The sequence below is a fragment of the Streptomyces sp. NPDC050610 genome, assembly GCF_040654875.1.
GTDB lineage: Bacteria > Actinomycetota > Actinomycetes > Streptomycetales > Streptomycetaceae > Streptomyces.
Map to the genome: position 1 here is coordinate 17,424 of NZ_JBFAIV010000050.1, position 17,124 is coordinate 34,547.

The window sequence follows — 17,124 nt, forward strand, 5'->3', positions numbered from 1 at the left end:
CAACGGGGATGGCGGCCTCGGGCGGAATCCGCGGTTTAGATGTCGAAGTACATCTCGAACTCATGCGGGTGCGGCCGCAGCTGCATCGGGGCGATTTCCTGGGTGCGCTTGTAGTCGATCCAGGTCTCGATCAGGTCGGCCGTGAAGACGCCGCCCGCCTGGAGGTACTCGTTGTCCGCTTCGAGGGCTTCGAGTACGGCCGGGAGGGAGGTCGGGACCTGGGGGACGCTCGCGTGCTCTTCGGGGGCGAGTTCGTAGAGGTCCTTGTCGATCGGCTCGGCCGGCTCGATCTTGTTCTTGACGCCGTCGAGGCCGGCCAGCAGCAGGGCCGAGAAGGCCAGGTACGGGTTGGAGGACGGGTCCGGGGCGCGGAATTCGACGCGCTTGGCCTTGGGGTTGGAGCCCGTGATCGGGATGCGCATCGCGGCGGAGCGGTTGCGCTGGGAGTAGACCATGTTGACCGGGGCTTCGAAGCCGGGGACCAGGCGGTGGTAGGAGTTCACCGTCGGGTTGGTGAAGGCCAGCAGCGACGGGGCGTGCTTCAGGATGCCGCCGATGTAGTAGCGGGCGATGTCCGAGAGGCCCGCGTAGCCCTGCTCGTCGTAGAAGAGGGGGTCGCCGCCGGACCACAGGGACTGGTGGACGTGCATGCCCGAGCCGTTGTCGCCGAAGATCGGCTTCGGCATGAAGGTCGCGGTCTTGCCGTTGCGCCAGGCGACGTTCTTCACGATGTACTTGAAGAGCATCAGGTCGTCGGCCGCGGCGAGCAGCGTGTTGAACTTGTAGTTGATCTCCGCCTGGCCCGCCGTGCCCACCTCGTGGTGCTGGCGCTCGACCTGGAGGCCCGCCGCGTCCAGTTCGAGGGAGATCTCCGCACGCAGGTCGGCGAAGTGGTCGACCGGCGGGGCCGGGAAGTAGCCGCCCTTGTAGCGGACCTTGTAGCCGCGGTTGTTCTCCACCGCACCGGTGTTCCAGGCGCCGGCCTCGGAGTCGATGTGGTAGAAGGACTGGTTCGCGCTCGTCTCGAAGCGGACGCTGTCGAACACGTAGAACTCGGCCTCAGGGCCGAAGTACGCGGTGTCCGCGATGCCGGTGGAGGCGAGGTACGCCTCGGCCTTCTTGGCGATGTTGCGCGGGTCGCGGCTGTACTGCTCGCCCGTGATCGGGTCGTGGATGAAGAAGTTGACGTTGAGCGTCTTGTCCTTGCGGAACGGGTCGACGCGCGCCGTCGACAGGTCCGCGCGCAGCGCCATGTCGGACTCGTGGATGGCCTGGAACCCGCGGATCGACGAGCCGTCGAAGGCCAGCTCCTCGGTCGGGTCGAACGCCTTCGCCGGGATCGTGAAGTGCTGCATCACGCCGGGCAGGTCGCAGAAGCGGACATCGACGAACTTGACGTCCTCGTCCGAGATGAACTTTTTGGCGTCGTCGCCGTTCTGGAACATCCAACTCCTCCTAGCCCGGCCCGGTGCGGTCGGGGTTGTTTCGATGGCGCAGTCCCTGTGTGCGGTGGCGCGCTGGGCCCGACCCTAGGCAGGCGGGATTTCCCAAGCATGACCCATTTGTTTCGCCGAGGTTAACCGGAGTGCGCCCCCGGTGCCGTACGGAGCGCGCCCCGGCACCGTACGAACAGCCCGTATACCCGACCCGGAGCGGGGCGAACGTATGCGGTCGCAGTACCGTGGTCGGGTGGATAACAGGCAAGCAATCGGATCGTGGCTCTCCGGGCCGCGCGCGGCCGCCGAGGACATGGGCGTCGACTTCGGGTACCGGGGCGAGCGGCTCGGGCTGCCGAAGGACGGACCCGGCTCCATCGCCCCGCTCGGCCGGCGCATCGGGGCCCTGTGCATCGACTGGGCGCTGTGCATGCTCATCGCCTACGCGTTCCTCGCCGACGGCAGCGCCCAGCGCGCCGGCAACTGGGCGCTCCTCGTCTTCCTCGTACTGAGCCTGCTCACCGTCGGCACCGTCGGCTTCACCCCCGGCAAGCGCCTCCTCGGGCTGCGCGTCGCCGGCGAGGGCGGCGGTCGGCTGTCGCTGCCCCGCGTCGCGCTGCGCAGCGTCCTGCTCGTCGTCGTCATCCCCGCCGTCGTCTGGGACCGCGACTCCCGCGGCCTCCACGACAAGCTCGCCCGCGCCGTCCAGGTCCGGATCTGAACTTGTAGTAGACGCGCTGAGACCTTGAAGGGCGGTCCGGGAAAACCCGGACCGCCCTTTTCTGTCTTCTGTACGGCTGTACTGCTGTACGGCCTGCGTGCGGTGCCTGCCCGCCTCAGCGGCCCTTCGGCATCCGCATGCCCTTCGGCATCGGACCCTTCGGCATCGGCATGTTGCTCATCAGGTCGCCCAGTGCCCGCAGCCGGTCGTTGACCACCGTCACCTGCGCGCCCGGCAGCACCCGCGGCAGCTTCAGCAGCGTCGTGCGCACCTTCTTCAGCGGCACCTGGCCCTCGCCGTCGCCCACCACCACGTCGTGCACGGGCACGTCCACGACGATGCGCGCCATCTTCTTCTTCTCCGCGGCCAGCAGTGACTTGACCCGGTTCGGGTTGCCCTCGGCCACCAGCACGATGCCCGCCTTGCCGACCGCCCGGTGCACGACGTCCTGGCTGCGGTTCATCGCCACCGCCGGGGTCGTCGTCCAGCCGCGGCCGATGTTCTCCAGCACCGCGGCCGCCGCGCCCGGCTGGCCCTCCATCTGCCCGAAGGCAGCCCGCTCGGCACGCCGTCCGAAGACGATCGCCATCGCGAGGAAGGCCAGCAGGAAGCCCAGGATGCCCAAGTAGATCGGGTGACCGATCCAGAAGCCGATGGCGAGGAGGACACCGAAGGTGACGATTCCCACAGCCGCGAGGACAAGACCGACCTTGGGGTCGGCCTTCTTGGTCATCTTGTAGGTCAGAGCGATCTGCTTCAGTCGCCCGGGGTTCTCGGATGTTTCCTTCCTCGCCATACAGCGAAGTTTACGTGGCCTGTGGGCCCGGAGCAGCCACGGCCTCCAGTACGTGCTGCGCCTCGCGCCGGTCCTTGGCCCGGCGCCGGTCCTCAAGCACCGCGGTCCAGGCGTTTCGGCGGGCTGTGCGCTGTCCGCCGCGCAGCAGCAGCCCTTCCAGGGCGCGCAGGGCGTCGGTCACGGACGGCGGGCGTACGGAGAGCGTGGGAGGCAGAGCGGAGGGCGGGGCGGAAGAGGCGCGTACGGGCGCGGCCTGCATGTCGGGGTCCCCCTCGGGAGCCTGGATGTGGATGTAACGGGGAGCGGTGCGTGCCTACATCGTCACTGAACGGTGTTACCAACGGATGACCTGTTGGTCAAACACCTATGAAACGTTGACGCGGCCCGTCCGGTCGCGCGCTCTTGCGGGTCGTACGGGCCGCGTAGTACTGCCGTGCGGCGGGGGCCGGAGGGCCGGAGCCCACCGTGCTCCCGCCCCTCTGCGAGGTGGTTCAGACCGCCTGGGCCGACGGGGCGGCGGTCCGCTTGTCGATCGCCTGCTGGTAGAGGCGGCCGGCGCGGTACGAGGAGCGGACCAGCGGTCCGGACATGACCCCGGCGTAGCCGATCTCGTCGGCCTCGTCCTTGAGCTCCACGAACTCCTGCGGCTTCACCCAGCGCTCCACCGGGTGGTGCCGGGGGGAGGGGCGCAGGTACTGCGTGATCGTGATGAGCTCGCAGCCCGCCTCGTGCAGGTCGCGCAGGGCCTCGCTGATCTCCTCACGGGTCTCGCCCATGCCCAGGATCAGGTTGGACTTGGTGACCAGCCCGGCCGCGCGGGACTGGCGGATGACGTCGAGGGAGCGCTCGTAGCGGAAGCCGGGGCGGATGCGCTTGAAGATGCGCGGCACCGTCTCGACGTTGTGCGCGAGTACCTCGGGGCGCGAGGAGAACACCTCGGCGAGCTGCTCGGGCTCCGCGTTGAAGTCCGGGATCAGCAGCTCCACGCCGGTGTCCGGCATCAGCTGGTGGATCTGGCGCACGGTCTCGGCGTAGAGCCAGGCGCCGCCGTCCTCCAGGTCGTCGCGGGCGACGCCGGTGATTGTGGCGTACTTCAGCTCCATCGTGGCCACGGACTCGGCCACGCGACGGGGCTCGTCGAGGTCCAGGGCCTGCGGCTTGCCGGTGTCGATCTGGCAGAAGTCGCAGCGCCGGGTGCACTGGTCGCCGCCGATGAGGAAGGTCGCCTCGCGGTCCTCCCAGCACTCGTAGATGTTGGGGCAGCCCGCTTCCTGGCACACGGTGTGCAGGCCCTCGGACTTCACCAACTTCTGCAGCTCGGTGTACTCGGGGCCCATCTTCGCCCGGGTTTTGATCCACTCCGGCTTGCGCTCGATGGGGGTCTGACTGTTCCGGACCTCCAGGCGCAGCATCTTGCGTCCGTCGGGTGCGACAGCGGACACGTCCGGTACTCCCCTTTGCTGTACGGCATTCGATTCGTCGGCGAACCCTAGGGTACGCCCGTACTACCTACGCTCTTACGCCCAAGCCAACCTCTGAGGTTGGGGGCGCATTCCCGCTAGACGGCCCGGGGGAGGAGCTCCGCCCCTAGTAGGACGTCCCGCAGGTGCTTCTCGATCACGGGTGCGGCCTCGGGGACGCTCACCTCGCGGCCCAGCTCGTTGGAGAGCGACGTCACACCCGCGTCCCGGATTCCGCACGGCACGATCCGGTCGAACCAGGTGTTGTCCGGATTGCAGTTCAGCGCGAAGCCGTGCATCGTCACGCCCTTGGCGATCCGGATGCCGATCGCGGCCAGCTTGCGGTCCTCGCGGCGCTGTCCGGCGTTGGACGGCGCGTACTCCGGGCCGTTCAGCCGGGGGTCGAACTCCTCGTCCGCCACGCGCGGATCGAAGTCCAGGGACAGCCCGCCCAGGGCGGGGCGCTCCTCGACCGGGTCGCCGAGCACCCAGACGCCGCTGCGGCCCTCGATGCGGGTGGTCTCCAGGCCGAACTCCGCGCAGGCGCGGATCAGCGCGTCCTCCAGGCGGCGTACGTGCGCGATCACGTCCACCGGGCGCGGCAGCTTCTGGATGGGGTAGCCGACGAGCTGGCCGGGGCCGTGCCAGGTGATCTTGCCGCCGCGGTCCACGTCGATGACGGGGGTGCCGTCCAGGGGGCGCTCGTTGTCGGCCGTGCGCCGCCCCGCGGTGTAGACCGCCGGGTGCTCCAGCAGCAGGCAGGTGTCCGGGATCTCGTCCGCGAAGCGGGCGGCGTGGACCCGGCGCTGCTCCTGCCACGCCTCCTGGTATTCGACGGCGTCCGCCCCGAAGCCCAGGTGGACAAAGCGCAGCTCACTCACGGCAGCTCCTCTTCGAACCTTGTCTTGCAGCCATCGCGCTCTGCAACTGTACGGCGGGGGGCTGACAGCGCCGAAGGCGGCCGGGTCGGGAGGCGGTCGGGGAGGGCGGAGGACGGCCGGAGGGGGGCGGAGAGGGGGCCGGGAGAGGGGGTGGAGAAGGCGTCGGGGAGGGCGGGAGAGGTCGGGCGGAGGGCCCGCCAACCGCTTCCCGCTGTGCTCACACGATCGGATGAATGCGGGGCGAAGGTGGCGATCAGGGCCATGACTGCCGCTAAATTCGCGCCGTTCCAGAGGGCGATCAGGGAGACCGACAGGCTGATGACGGAACGACCCCCGCACCGCACCCCCAACCGTCAGCTCGCCGGGCTCATCGCCGAGGCGGGCTTCTCCAACGCGGGGCTAGCGCGCCGGGTTGATCAGCTCGGGCTCGAACACGGGCTCGACCTGCGGTACGACAAGACATCCGTGACGCGCTGGCTGAGAGGGCAGCAGCCGCGCGGCACCACCCCGGCGCTGATCGCCGAGGTCTTCACCCGGCGGCTGGGGCGGCGGCTCTCCGCGCAGGACATGGGGCTCGACGCCTGCGCGCCGGTGTACGCGGGGCTGGAGTTCGCCGCGTCGCCCGACGAGGCGGTCGACATCGTCAGCGGGCTGTGGCGCAAGGACTCGGGCAGCCACACCGAACTGCGGAAGATCGCCTTCACCCCGGCCGGGCTGGTGGTGCCGAGCCGGGACTGGCTCATCGGGCGGCCCGACGAGCGGGTGGCGCGAGGGGACCCGGCGGCACGTGGGGCCGGTGGTGCGGGCGGTACCCAAAGTGCCCCCAGCGCCGGCGCCTCGGCCGGTGCTTCGGTCGGCGTCGCGGTCGGTGGCGCGGCCGGCAAGCCCCTCGGGTTCGTCGCCGAGGCCACGGGCGAGGCGCCGCGCGTGCCCGTACAGGGGCGGGGGCCCGTATCCCGGCAGCGGCAGACCGAGCGCGGCCCCGGTTCCCGCGTCACGATGGGCGACGTCGCCGCGCTGCGGTCGGTGGGGGAGCTCTTCCGGACGCTCGACCACGCGTACGGGGGCGGCCACGCGCGCCAGGCGCTGGTGCGCTATCTGGAACACGAAGTGGAGCCGATGCTGCGCGGCGCGTACGGGGAGGCCACCGGGCGGCGGCTGTTCGCCGCCGCGGCCGACCTCACGCGGCTGGCGGGGTGGACCTCGTACGACATCGCCGCGCACGGGCTGGCGCAGCGGTACTTCGTACAGGCGCTGCGGCTGGCGCAGGCCGCCGGTGACCGGGCCTACGGCAGCTATGTCCTGGTCACCATGAGCCGGCAGGCCGTCTACCTCGGGCACGGCCGGGAGGCCGTGCAGTTGGCGCGCGTCGCCCAGCAGGGCGTCGGGTCGGGCGCGCCGCCGGTGGTGCAGGCGCTGCTGCACGCCGTGGAGGCGCGCGGGCACGGCGTGCTGACGGAGGTACGGGCGTGCACCGCGTCCCTCGCGCGGGCGGAGCGGGCGCTGGAGACGGCGCGGCCCGGGGACGAGGTGCCGTACTGGGCGCGGTTCTTCGACGAGGCGCAGCTGGCCGACGAGTTCGGCCACTGCTACCGGGACTTGCAGCAGTACCGGGCGGCCGCCCTGCACGCGGAACGGTCGCTGCAACTGCGCGGCGCCGGGTTCGCGCGCAGCCGGCTGTTCTGCCGGGTGGTGCTGGCATCGGCGCGGCTGGGGCTCGGCGAGCTGGAGCAGGCGTGCGTGCTGGGGGCCGAGGCGGCGCAGCAGGCCTCCGAGATGCGGTCGGCCCGAGCGGTGGAGTACGTGCGGGACTTCGAGCGGAGGCTGGAGCCGTATCGGGACGCCGCGGCCGCGCGCGGGTATCGGGAGCGGGTGGCCGCGCTGGGGTAGCCGGCGCGGGGCGGGCCCCCTGGGGGAGGGGCCCGGTCCCCGGTCACGCCGCGCGCAGCGCCGGTGGTGCGTCGGCGGTGACGCCCAGGTCGGTGAGGACCGCGCGGGCGGCCCGGCGGCCCGAGTAGAGGGCGCCCTGCACCGTGCTGGTGTCGCGGTGGTCGCCGCATACGTACAGGCCGGAGAGGAGCCGGACCGGGCGGCGGAGGTCGTGGGGCGCGGTCATGGCGGGGATCGCGTCGGGTTCGTGGTACGCGGCCAGCAGACTCCAGCCGGTGGTGGACGTGGCGTAGACGGCGGCCAGTTGGGCGCGGGCCGCATGGTCCAGCTCGGCGGTCGGCAGGGCGGCGGCGCGGCCCAGCACCGTCGAGGTGATCAGGGTGCGGCCGGGCGGGGTGCGCGCCGGGTCGACCTCGCTGGCCACCGTGGTGTGTGCGACCGGGCCGTTCCCGCCGGCGGTGAGGATCAGCGCCGGCCCGCGCAGCGGCGGTTCGTCGGCGGTGTGGTGCAGCACCGTGACGGGGTGGAACGCGGGGAGCCGCAGGCCGGGGATGAGCTCGGCGGCGGCGCGCGCCCCCGTGGCGACCACGACGGAGCGACAGCGGATGTCGCCGTGACCGGCGGTGGAGACGGACGTGGTGCACACCGACTTCGCCTGTACGCCCGTCCGGACCGTGCCCGGCGGCAGGGCCGCGACCAGCAGTTCGGGGATCGTGGCCGCCCCGCCGGCGGCCAGGCACAGCCGCCCGCGCGCGTACCCGCGCAGCACCAGGTCGGCGACGCGGCTGGATGTGGTGAGGGCCGGGTCGCCGAGCAGCGAGATCAGCAGCGGCCGCAGGAAGCTCTCGACGGTGCGGGGCGAGAGGCCGCGCCCGGTCAGGGTCTCGGCGGCGGGCCGGTCGGGGCGGGTGAGCAGCCGGTCGGTGGAGAGGGTCGCGAATCGGGAGAGCGCGGCACCTATCCGCGCCTGGTCGAGTCCGCCCGCGCGGGGCGCGCGTGCGAGGGCGCGCGCCGTCGTCAGTGCGCCCCGCGTGCTCCGGGCGCTCCTCGCGCCGCGGGGCGCCCCCGTCCGCAGGGTGACGCCGTCGTGGCGGACCAGCACGCCGGGCGCGAAGGGCCGCAGCGTGAGCGTCCCCAGGCCGGGGGTGCGCAGCAGTTCGGGGTAGGCGGTGTTGAGCAGCTGTCCGGTGCGGTCCAGGCGGAAACCGTCCACCGTCTCCGTGGTCATCCGACCCCCCGCGTAAGGGGCGGCCTCCAGGACGGTGACTGTTACTCCGGCGCTGGTGAGCTGCTGCGCCGCCGAAAGGCCGGCGAGCCCGGCGCCCACGATGACGACATCGACGACATCGACGACATCCGCGCCATCGGAGTCGACGGCGTCCATGACACCGGTGTGGTCCGCGGAATTTCGTGCACGGTCGAGCACGTGCCCTCCCCGAGGTCGGTCCGCTCACTCGGTGGCCTGATTCCCCCGGCGAAAGCCGGGGATGCGTGAGTTGCCTCGACGGTAGGGACAAAACCCCGCCGCGGCAGTCGCGCACGGACAGAGCACGGTCGCACGCCGGTCGCACGGCGGCCGCGGGGAGGCCGCGGGGAGGTCGCACGGCGCGTACGCGTACGTCGGCCGACGGGCGTGTGCACGGCGTACGGAGGGTGCGGGAGGCGGCGTACGGCGACCGGACCGGGGCCGGCGGCTGGACCGGGGCCAGGCGGCGCGGTCCGTCGAGGGGCGGGCCCGTGCTCCCCGGTCCGGCCCCGTCAGCCCCGTTCCGCCAGCGCCGCCCGTACCGCGTCCTCGACCTGAGGGAACGCGTACGTGAAACCCGAGTCCAGCAGCTTGCGGGGGAGGACCCGCTGGCTGCTCAGGACATCCGTCGCGAACTCGCCCAGCACGATCCGCAGGGCGGGCGCGGGCGCGGGGAACAGCGTCGGGCGGCGCAGCACCCGGCCCATCGTCTCCGTCACCTCGCGGTTGGTGACGGGCGTCGGCGCGGTGAGATTGACCGGCCCGTACAGCGTCTCGGTGTCCAGGATGTGGCGCAGGGCGGCGACGTGGTCGTGCAGGGAGATGAAGCTCCAGTACTGGCGGCCGTCGCCCAGGCGTCCCCCGAGGCCGTACCGGAAGAGGGGGAAGAGCCGTGCCCAGGCGCCGCCGGCGCGGGAGACGACCAGCCCCGTACGGGCGTACACGGTCCGTACGCCCGCCTCCACGGCCGCCCCGGCGGCCTCCTCCCACTCCTGGCAGAGGTCCGCGAGGAAGCCGTCGCCCGGCGGGTGGTCCTCGTCGACCGGGCGGTCCCCGGTGTCCCCGTAGAAGCCGATCGCGCTGCCGCTCAGCAGCACCCGCGGCGGCTCGTCGAGGGCGGCCACGGCCTCGGCGACGGCGGCCGTGCCCAGCACCCGGCTGTCGCGCAGCTTCTTCTTGTACGCGTCCGTCCAGCGGTGGTCGCCGATGCCCGCGCCCGCGAGGTGCACGACGGCCGCGCACCCGGCGAGCCCGGCCGCGTCGATCCGCTGCCGCTCGGGGTCCCACTCGACCTCGTCCGCCGCCCGGGGCGCGCGCCGGACCAGCCGCACCACGTGGTGGCCGTCCGCCTCCAGGGAGCGTACGAGCGCCGTACCGATGAGTCCGGTCGAACCGGTGATCGCGATCCGCATACGGGCCATCCTGCCCCCTGCGCCGGTCCGCAGGCCGCCGAAAAGGCCGTCGAAGGAGGCCACGCGTGTGCCACAGTGACCCGCATGCCCGAACCGGTCATCCGCCCCGCCGCCCTGTCCGACGACGCGGCGCTCGCCGAACTGGACCGCCGTGCCTGGTCGCCGACGCACGCGGTGACGGCCCGGCCGAAGCCGCCGTACGCGCCGTTCTTCACCGAGGCCGGCCCGCCCGAGCACATCCTGGTGGCCGAGCTCGACGGGCGTGTCGCGGGCTATCTGCGCCTCGTACCGGCGACCGGGCTGCCCTCCAACGCGCATGTACGGCAGATACGCGGCCTCGCCGTCGACGAGGCCGCGCGCGGGCGCGGCGTCGCCCGCGCCCTGCTGCGGGAGTGCGCCGCATGGGCCCGCCGGCAGGCCGCGGTCCGCCTCACGCTGCGGGTCCTCGGGCACAACGCCCCCGCCCGGCGGCTGTACGAGTCGGAGGGCTTCGTGGTGGAGGGCGTGCTCCGGGGGGAGTTCCTGCTGGACGGGGAGTACGTGGACGATGTGCTGATGGCGCGGGCGCTGTAGCCGGCGCGCGGGCCCGGGGCGCTGCTTGTACGGGCGTCCTACGCCCCCAGCCGGAAGCGGCCCTCCCACAGCTTGGGGAACCGTTCCGCCAGCGCCGCCTCGTCCTCCAGGTCCAACGGGCTGCCCAGCGGCTCCGACGGCGGCTCCGGCAGCCCCAGGTCCGGCAACTCGGCCCCGGTCAGCTGCTCGTACGCCTCATCGGCGGCGTACCCGAGATCCTCCGCGTCCCCGTCGATCCGCTCGTCGAACTCGTCCAGCAGATCGGCCAGGTCGTCCGGTTCGTGCAGCGCCCCCTCGAAGACCTCTCGACCCTGCCCGATCAGCCAGCAGCGGAAGCAGTCGAACACGTCGTCGCCCGCCCCGCCCAGCAGCACCCGGGCCGCGCCCCACAGGTCCCAGCGGTACGCGCGGTTGTAGCGCGCCTCGAAATGTCGCGCGAAGTACAGCACGGAGTCCGGGTCGAGCTGCGTCAGCCGCTCGATCAGCAGATCGGCCTGGTCCTCGGGGTCGCCCTCGGCCGCCTGGCGGGCGCCGTCGATCAACGACCAGAACTCCGTCTCGTCCATCACGGCACCAGCATCGGGCCTGGGGGCGGACCATGCACGCGGAGCGGCCCAGATGCGGCTGTGTCGTTATCGGCCGGGCGAGGGGCGGACGCCGATTCCCACGCGCCCGGTGGCGGCCGGTGATCGATCCCGACGCTCCTGGGCGTGTCACGCCCGCGCGTTGGAGTGCGGCGATGGCTCATGGCTGCTGCCCGGCGGTCTTCGCGGCAGAGGGTGCGGGGGCGGGGGCCGGTCGGGGCGCGGTGGAACGGTACAGCTGCGCTTCCGCGAACGTCCGGCCCGCCACGAACGTCCGACCCGCCGCGAAAAGACGACAGAAGGTGTCCGGTATCGCTGTCAGGGTCGGCTCGTAGCCAACCGGCGGAGCGAGAGGACGTACGGACGTGAGCACACAGGACGCATCGGCGAAGGCCCTTACCGGCAAGGTCGCGCTGGTCGCGGGGGCGACCCGCGGCGCGGGGCGGGCGATGGCCGTCGAGCTGGGGCGGGCTGGGGCCACGGTCTACACGACAGGGCGCACGACCCGCGCCCGCGTCAGCGAGGTCGGGCGGCCCACCGAGACCATCGAGGAGACGGCCGAGCTGGTGACGGCGGCCGGCGGCACGGGGATCGCGGTGGTCACCGATCATCTGGAGCCGGAGCAGGTCAAGGCGCTCGTCGAACGTATCGAGCGGGAAGCGGGGCGGCTCGACATCCTGGTCAACGACGTCTGGGGCGGCGACCACCTGTTGGAGTTCGACAAGAAGATCTGGGAGGTGAAGGTCGCCGACGGGCTGCGGATGCTCCGGCTCGGCATCGACACGCACCTCATCACCAGCCACTACGCGCTGCCGCTGCTGATCCGCAACCCCGGCGGCCTGGTGGTCGAAGTCACCGACGGCACATCCGAGTTCAACAAGAGCTACCGCGGGAACCTCCCCTTCGACCTGGCCAAGACCGCCCCGCACCGGATGGCCTTCGGCCTCGCCGAGGAGCTCAAGGAGTACGGGGGCACCGCGCTCTCCATCACGCCGGGGTTCCTGCGCTCGGAGGAGATGCTCGACCACTTCGGGGTCACGGAGGCCACCTGGCGCGACGCGGTGGAGAAGGTGCCGCACTTCGCCATCGCCGAGTCGCCCGCCCTGATCGGGCGCGCTGTCGTGGCGCTCGCCGCCGACCCCGACCGGGCGCGCTGGAACGGCGCGTCGGTCTCCAGCGGCGAGATGGCCAGGGAGTACGGCTTCACGGACACCGACGGGTCGCGGCCGGACGCCATGGCGTACTTCCGTGACGTCGTCTTCGGCGGGAAGGACGCCACCGCCGCCGACTACCGCTGACGGCCGTACGCCGCTGGGACCCGCTGCTGAGGCCCACCGCTGAGACACGCCGCTGGGAGGGGCCTTGTACGGCTCGCGGCAGTGCACCCGTCGTTACGGGGCCCCGCGCCCCCTCCCAGCGGCTCACGGCGGCCCGTTCCCGTACCGGTCGGCCATCTCGCGGGCCGCCCGCGCGAAGCGCTCGCGCAGCGCCGCCGGGGCCAGCACCTCGGCGTCCGGCCCCAGCCCGAGCAGCTGGGAGTACGCGACGTCCGACGTCTCGACGGGCAGGGTGACGGTGATCCGCCCCCGCTCGTCGGGGTCCCCGGCCGCGGCCAGCGCCTCCAGGGCGGCCAGCCGGTCCGTCACGTGCGGCAGCCGCCGCGCGCCGTCCGGCGTGAGGCGCAGCTCCACCCGCTCCCGCAGGATCGACCGCGCGAACTCGACGGCCCGCTCCTCCCAGAACGCGGGCAGCTCGAACGCCTCGTCACGGCGGAACCGCTCCTCGCCGCGCGCGACCGCCGTGAACCGGTCCACCCGGTAGACCCGGAAGTCCCGCCGAGGGGACGCCTCCGCGCCCGAGGGCGGATTCGCGCCCGTATCGGCGACCCGCGCGGCCAGGTACCAGACGCCCGCCTTGAGCACGAGGCCGTACGGCTCCAGCTCCCGCTCCGCCTCGGCGCTGCCGCGCCGGTAGCGCGCCGTCAGCCGGCGGTCGTCCCAGACCGCCTCCGCGATCGCGGGCAGCAGCTCGGGGGCGCTCGCCTCCCGGAACCACGCGGGCGCGTCCAGGTGGAAGCGCTGGGCCGCGCCCGCCGCCGCGTCCCGCAGCTCCGGCAGCAGGGCGGCCGAGACCTTCAGCCGGGCGGCGGAGGCGGCGTCGGCCAGGCCCATCTCGCGCAGCGCGGAGGGGACCCCGGACAGGAACAGCGCCTCGGCCTCCGTACGGCCCAGCCCGGTGAGCCGGGTGCGGTAGCCGCCGACGAGGCGGTAGCCGCCCGTACGGCCGCGGTCCGCGTAGACGGGGACGCCCGCCTCGGACAGGGCGAGGACGTCCCGCGCGACCGTGCGCTCCGAGACCTCCAGCCGGCGGGCCAGCTCGGCCCCCGTCATCGTCGGCCGGGACTGGAGCAGCAGCACCATCGTGATGAGCCGGGCAGCGCGCATACGGCCATCATGCCGGGCGCCACTGACAGGCGGCCCAGGGGCATCTGGGGGCGGGGCGCCGCTGCCACCCGGGGCGGCAATGACCGCAATGACCTCTGGCGGGCCTCTTCTTTAAAAGAAGTGACCCGCCAGAGGTGTTGTTCAGCGGCCGCGCCCTCGGTTGAGTACCGGGACAGGCGGGCGCGGCCGCCGAGTTGTGGGGGAGGGCTCAGAGGCCGTAGCGCTCCGCGGCCTCCTTCACGAGGGACGCCTTGACCTCGCCGCGGCGGGCGAGCGCGGACAGGGCGGACACCACGACCGACTGCGGGTCGACGCCGAAGTGCCGGCGGGCGGCCTCGCGGGTGTCGGAGAGGCCGAAGCCGTCCGTGCCGATGGACGTCCAGTCCTGCTCGACCCACGGCGCGATCTGGTCCGGGACCGCCCGCATCCAGTCGCTGACGGCCACGACCGGGCCGGGCGCGCCGTGCAGGGTCTGGGTGACGTACGGGACCCGCTCCTCGCCGCGCAGTGCCGCGGCCTCGCAGTCCAGGGCCTCGCGGCGCAGCTCGGTCCAGGAGGGCGCGGACCAGACGTCGGCGGCCACGCCCCAGTCCTCGGCGAGCAGCCGCTGGGCGTCCAGCGCCCAGTGGATCGCGGTGCCCGAGGCGAGGAGCTGGAGGTGCGGGGCGTCCGCGGCCGTGCCCTGGGCCTCCTGGTAGCGGTAGAGGCCCTTGAGGATGCCCTCCTCCACGCCCTCGGGCATGGCGGGCTGCACCTTCGTCTCGTTGTAGACGGTCAGGTAGTAGAAGACGTCCTCGGCCTCGGGCCCGTACATCCGGCGCAGGCCCTCGCGGACGATCACCGAGACCTCGTACGCGAACGCCGGGTCGTACGAGATCGCCGCCGGGTTGGTGGAGGCGATGAGGTGCGAGTGGCCGTCGGCGTGCTGGAGGCCCTCGCCCGTCATCGTCGTACGGCCGGCGGTGGCGCCGATGACGAAGCCGCGGCCGAGCTGGTCGGCGAGCGCCCAGAACTGGTCGGCCGTGCGCTGCCAGCCGAACATCGAGTAGAAGATGTAGAACGGGATCATCGGCTCGCCGTGCGTCGCGTACGAGGTCGCGGCGGCGGTGAAGTCGGCCAGCGAACCGGCCTCGGTGATCCCCTCGTTGAGGATCTGACCGTCCTTGGCCTCCTTGTAGTACAGGAGCTGGTCGCGGTCGACGGGGTCGTACGTCTGGCCCTTGGGCGAGTAGAGCCCGGCGGACGGGAAGAGCGACTCCATGCCGAAGGTGCGGGCCTCGTCGGGGACGATCGGGACCCAGCGGCGGCCGGTCTCCTTCTCCCGCATCAGGTCCTTGACGAGCCGGACGAACGCCATGGTGGTGGCGATCTCCTGGGTCCCCGAGCCCTTCTGGAGCGCCTCGAAGGGCTTCGCGGACGGCTCGGGCAGCGGCTTCGCCGTGACCTTGCGGGCCGGGGACGGGCCGCCGAGCGCGGCGCGGCGCTCGCGGAGGTAGGCCATCTCGGGGGAGTTCTCGCCGGGGTGGGCGTACGGCACGGGGCCGTCGGCCAGCGCGCTGTCCGGGATGGGCAGCCCGAGCAGGTCGCGCATGTCGCGGAACTGCTCGCCGGTGAGCTTCTTCATCTGGTGGTTGGCGTTGCGCGACTCGAAGCCCGCGCCGAGGGTGTGGCCCTTGACGGTCTGCGCGAGGATCACGGTCGGCGCGCCCTTGTGCTCGACGGCGGCGCGGTAGGCGGCGTACACCTTGCGCGGCTCGTGGCCGGCGCGGGAGGTCTGGAACAGCTCCAGGAGCTTGGCGTCGGTCAGCTGCTGGGCCATCGCCCGCAGCGCCGGGTCGGCGCCGAAGAAGTGGTCGCGCAGGTACGCGGCGTCGCGCGTCGCGTACGTCTGGAACTGGGCGTCCGGCGTCTCGCGCAGCCGCCGTACGAGCGCGCCGTCGGCGTCGCGGGCGAAGAGGTCGTCCCAGGCGGCGCCCCACAGGGACTTGACGACGTTCCAGCCCGCGGCGCGGAACTGGGCCTCCAGCTCCTGCACGATCTTGAAGTTGGGGCGGACGGGGCCGTCGAGGCGCTGGAGGTTGCAGTTGATGACGAAGGTGAGGTTGTCCAGGCCCTCCCGGCCGGCCAGCGCGAGCGCGGCCGTGGCCTCGGGCTCGTCCATCTCGCCGTCGCCGAGGAACGCCCAGACCCGGGAGCCGGAGGTGTCCTTGATCCCGCGGTGCTCCAGGTAGCGGTTGAAGCGCGCCTGGTAGATCGCGGAGAGCGGGCCCAGGCCCATGGAGACGGTCGGGAACTCCCACAGCCAGGGCAGCCGGCGGGGGTGCGGGTAGGAGGGCAGGCCGTCGCCGTTCGCCTCCTGGCGGAACCGGTCGAGCTGGCCCTCGGTGAGGCGGCCTTCGAGGAAGGCGCGGGCGTAGATGCCGGGGGAGGCGTGGCCCTGGAGGTAGAGCTGGTCGCCGGAGCCGCCGGAGGCGGCGTCGTCCTTGCCGCGGAAGAAGTGCTGGAAGCCGGTCTCGTACAGCCAGGCGGCGGAGGCGTAGGTGGCGATGTGGCCGCCGAGGCCGAGGGTGCTGCCGCGGGTCACCATCGCGGCGGCGTTCCACCGGTTGTAGGCGGTGATCCGGTTCTCCATCTCCTCGTCGCCCGGGTAGCCGGGCTCCGCGGCGGTGGGGATGGTGTTGACGTACTCGCTCTCCAGCAGCGGGGGGAGCCCGAGACCGGCGCCCTCGCCGTGCTCCATGGTGCGGCGCATGAGGTAGGCGGCGCGGTGCGGGCCCGCGGCGGCGGTGACGGCGTCGAGGGACTCGCCCCATTCGGCCGTCTCCTCGGGATCGACGTCCGGGAGCTGGTCGAGCTGGCTGTACGGCTGGCGCACGGGATCGGGCATGAGGTGAGCCCCTTTCCGGACGAAAGGAAGGTGGGAGGCGGCAGGCAGGGGTTGCGCCCACGATCGACGATACGCCTCTGATCGATGATCGATCAATGTTTCATCAAAAGAAAAAACCCCTGGTGGCACGGGGTGTCGTTGGTTGTGGCACCCGGTGTCAGACCTGCGGGGCGCAGCACAGCACATGCGTGGTCAGCACGTCTCCGATGAGCGGATCGCGCCGTCGGAAAGCGTCCACCAGCTCCTGGTGATCGGCGGCGTACGAGCGCGGCTCGGGGCTCAGCCAGCGGATCGACAGCGTCGTCCAGACCTCGATGCCCAGCGACTCCCAGGTGTGCAGCAGCACGCCGTTCCCGGCCGCCCGCACGATCTCCCGGTGGAACGCCACCGTGTGTCTGACCTGCGCCTCGCCGTCGTTCGTCCGGTCCGCCTCGCAGAGCGCCGCGACCTCGCGCTCCAGCCCGGAGAGGTCCGCCGCCAGCCGCTCCGCGGCCAGCCCCGCCGCCACCCGCTCCAGCCCGGCCCGCACCGGATAGCTCTCCTTGAGATCGGTGGCGGTCAGATTGCGCACGCGGACGCCCTTGTTGGGCGCCGACTCGATCAGCCGCAGCGACTCCAGCTCGCGCAGCGCCTCCCGTACGGGCGTCTGGCTGACCTCCAGCTCCACGGCGATCCGCCGCTCCACGATCCGCTCGCCGGGCTGCCAGCGGCCGCTGACGATCCCCTTGAGGATGTGCTCGCGGATCTGCTCACGCAGCGAGTGGACGACGGGCGGGGTCATGAGTGCTCCTTCG

At 72.5% G+C, this 17,124-nt stretch carries 15 protein-coding genes; 4 read left to right on the forward strand and 11 right to left on the reverse strand.

The window, feature by feature from the left end:
- Positions 1-35: 35 nt before the first annotated feature.
- Complete coding sequence (gene glnA, locus AB0I22_RS36245; protein ID WP_363135281.1) at positions 36-1,445, reverse strand: type I glutamate--ammonia ligase; 1,410 nt, start codon at positions 1,443-1,445, stop codon at positions 36-38.
- Positions 1,446-1,689: 244 nt separating this feature from the next.
- Here glnA and AB0I22_RS36250 point away from each other — a divergent pair, with 244 nt between their 5' ends.
- Complete coding sequence (locus tag AB0I22_RS36250) at positions 1,690-2,157, forward strand: RDD family protein (RefSeq protein WP_363135282.1); 468 nt, start codon at positions 1,690-1,692, stop codon at positions 2,155-2,157.
- A gap of 115 nt (positions 2,158-2,272) precedes the next feature.
- Here AB0I22_RS36250 and AB0I22_RS36255 read toward each other — a convergent pair whose 3' ends face one another.
- From AB0I22_RS36255 to lipB, 4 genes are all read right to left on the reverse strand, one after another.
- Positions 2,273-2,953: a DUF4191 domain-containing protein gene (locus AB0I22_RS36255; protein WP_363135283.1), complete on the reverse strand. Its 681-nt coding sequence runs from the start codon at positions 2,951-2,953 to the stop codon at positions 2,273-2,275.
- A 10-nt stretch (positions 2,954-2,963) separates the two neighbouring features.
- Positions 2,964-3,212: a hypothetical protein gene (locus AB0I22_RS36260; protein WP_363135284.1), complete on the reverse strand. Its 249-nt coding sequence runs from the start codon at positions 3,210-3,212 to the stop codon at positions 2,964-2,966.
- A 232-nt stretch (positions 3,213-3,444) separates the two neighbouring features.
- Positions 3,445-4,395, reverse strand: a complete 951-nt coding sequence (lipA, locus tag AB0I22_RS36265; RefSeq protein WP_363135285.1) for a lipoyl synthase — start codon at positions 4,393-4,395, stop codon at positions 3,445-3,447.
- 116 nt (positions 4,396-4,511) lie between these two features.
- Positions 4,512-5,294 carry a lipoyl(octanoyl) transferase LipB gene (gene lipB, locus AB0I22_RS36270; RefSeq protein WP_363135286.1) on the reverse strand — a complete coding sequence of 261 codons (783 nt, stop codon included), beginning with the start codon at positions 5,292-5,294 and terminating at the stop codon, positions 4,512-4,514.
- 318 nt (positions 5,295-5,612) lie between these two features.
- Between lipB and AB0I22_RS36275 the strand changes: the two genes are divergently transcribed.
- Positions 5,613-7,184: a regulator gene (locus AB0I22_RS36275; RefSeq protein ID WP_363135287.1), complete on the forward strand. Its 1,572-nt coding sequence runs from the start codon at positions 5,613-5,615 to the stop codon at positions 7,182-7,184.
- A 43-nt stretch (positions 7,185-7,227) separates the two neighbouring features.
- Here AB0I22_RS36275 and AB0I22_RS36280 read toward each other — a convergent pair whose 3' ends face one another.
- Positions 7,228-8,568: an NAD(P)/FAD-dependent oxidoreductase gene (locus AB0I22_RS36280; protein ID WP_363135288.1), complete on the reverse strand. Its 1,341-nt coding sequence runs from the start codon at positions 8,566-8,568 to the stop codon at positions 7,228-7,230.
- Positions 8,569-8,942: 374 nt separating this feature from the next.
- The gene (locus tag AB0I22_RS36285; RefSeq protein WP_363135289.1) at positions 8,943-9,851 is read right to left on the reverse strand and encodes a TIGR01777 family oxidoreductase; all 909 of its coding nucleotides are present in this window, start codon (positions 9,849-9,851) and stop codon (positions 8,943-8,945) included.
- Between the two features lie 75 nt (positions 9,852-9,926).
- Between AB0I22_RS36285 and AB0I22_RS36290 the strand changes: the two genes are divergently transcribed.
- Positions 9,927-10,415, forward strand: coding sequence for a GNAT family N-acetyltransferase (locus AB0I22_RS36290; protein ID WP_363135290.1), 489 nt, complete (start codon positions 9,927-9,929; stop codon positions 10,413-10,415).
- A gap of 38 nt (positions 10,416-10,453) precedes the next feature.
- Here AB0I22_RS36290 and AB0I22_RS36295 read toward each other — a convergent pair whose 3' ends face one another.
- Positions 10,454-10,981: a DUF4240 domain-containing protein gene (locus AB0I22_RS36295; protein WP_363135303.1), complete on the reverse strand. Its 528-nt coding sequence runs from the start codon at positions 10,979-10,981 to the stop codon at positions 10,454-10,456.
- Positions 10,982-11,364: 383 nt separating this feature from the next.
- Here AB0I22_RS36295 and AB0I22_RS36300 point away from each other — a divergent pair, with 383 nt between their 5' ends.
- The gene (locus tag AB0I22_RS36300) at positions 11,365-12,297 is read left to right on the forward strand and encodes an SDR family oxidoreductase (RefSeq protein WP_363135291.1); all 933 of its coding nucleotides are present in this window, start codon (positions 11,365-11,367) and stop codon (positions 12,295-12,297) included.
- A gap of 123 nt (positions 12,298-12,420) precedes the next feature.
- On the opposite strand, the gene AB0I22_RS36305 is transcribed toward AB0I22_RS36300, so the two are convergent.
- The 3 genes from AB0I22_RS36305 to AB0I22_RS36315 form a co-directional block, all read right to left on the reverse strand.
- Positions 12,421-13,443: a YafY family protein gene (locus AB0I22_RS36305; RefSeq protein ID WP_363135292.1), complete on the reverse strand. Its 1,023-nt coding sequence runs from the start codon at positions 13,441-13,443 to the stop codon at positions 12,421-12,423.
- Between the two features lie 208 nt (positions 13,444-13,651).
- Positions 13,652-16,330 (reverse strand): pyruvate dehydrogenase (acetyl-transferring), homodimeric type, encoded by a 2,679-nt coding sequence (gene aceE, locus AB0I22_RS36310; protein WP_363135293.1) that lies wholly within the window; start codon positions 16,328-16,330, stop codon positions 13,652-13,654.
- Between the two features lie 157 nt (positions 16,331-16,487).
- Positions 16,488-17,111 (reverse strand): GntR family transcriptional regulator, encoded by a 624-nt coding sequence (locus tag AB0I22_RS36315; protein ID WP_363135294.1) that lies wholly within the window; start codon positions 17,109-17,111, stop codon positions 16,488-16,490.
- Between the last annotated feature and the right edge of the window lie 13 nt (positions 17,112-17,124).

What these genes read in the sequence shown, in the direction of transcription:
- glnA (WP_363135281.1), bottom strand. Translation starts at nt 1,445, where the DNA reads ATGTTCCAGAACGGCGACGACGCCAAAAAGTTCATCTCGGACGAGGAC.
- AB0I22_RS36255 (WP_363135283.1), bottom strand. Translation starts at nt 2,953, where the DNA reads ATGGCGAGGAAGGAAACATCCGAGAACCCCGGGCGACTGAAGCAGATC.
- AB0I22_RS36260 (WP_363135284.1), bottom strand. Translation starts at nt 3,212, where the DNA reads ATGCAGGCCGCGCCCGTACGCGCCTCTTCCGCCCCGCCCTCCGCTCTG.
- AB0I22_RS36275 (WP_363135287.1), top strand. Translation starts at nt 5,613, where the DNA reads ATGACGGAACGACCCCCGCACCGCACCCCCAACCGTCAGCTCGCCGGG.
- AB0I22_RS36280 (WP_363135288.1), bottom strand. Translation starts at nt 8,568, where the DNA reads ATGGACGCCGTCGACTCCGATGGCGCGGATGTCGTCGATGTCGTCGAT.
- AB0I22_RS36285 (WP_363135289.1), bottom strand. Translation starts at nt 9,851, where the DNA reads ATGGCCCGTATGCGGATCGCGATCACCGGTTCGACCGGACTCATCGGT.
- AB0I22_RS36290 (WP_363135290.1), top strand. Translation starts at nt 9,927, where the DNA reads ATGCCCGAACCGGTCATCCGCCCCGCCGCCCTGTCCGACGACGCGGCG.
- AB0I22_RS36295 (WP_363135303.1), bottom strand. Translation starts at nt 10,981, where the DNA reads ATGGACGAGACGGAGTTCTGGTCGTTGATCGACGGCGCCCGCCAGGCG.
- AB0I22_RS36305 (WP_363135292.1), bottom strand. Translation starts at nt 13,443, where the DNA reads ATGCGCGCTGCCCGGCTCATCACGATGGTGCTGCTGCTCCAGTCCCGG.
- aceE (WP_363135293.1), bottom strand. Translation starts at nt 16,330, where the DNA reads ATGCCCGATCCCGTGCGCCAGCCGTACAGCCAGCTCGACCAGCTCCCG.
- AB0I22_RS36315 (WP_363135294.1), bottom strand. Translation starts at nt 17,111, where the DNA reads ATGACCCCGCCCGTCGTCCACTCGCTGCGTGAGCAGATCCGCGAGCAC.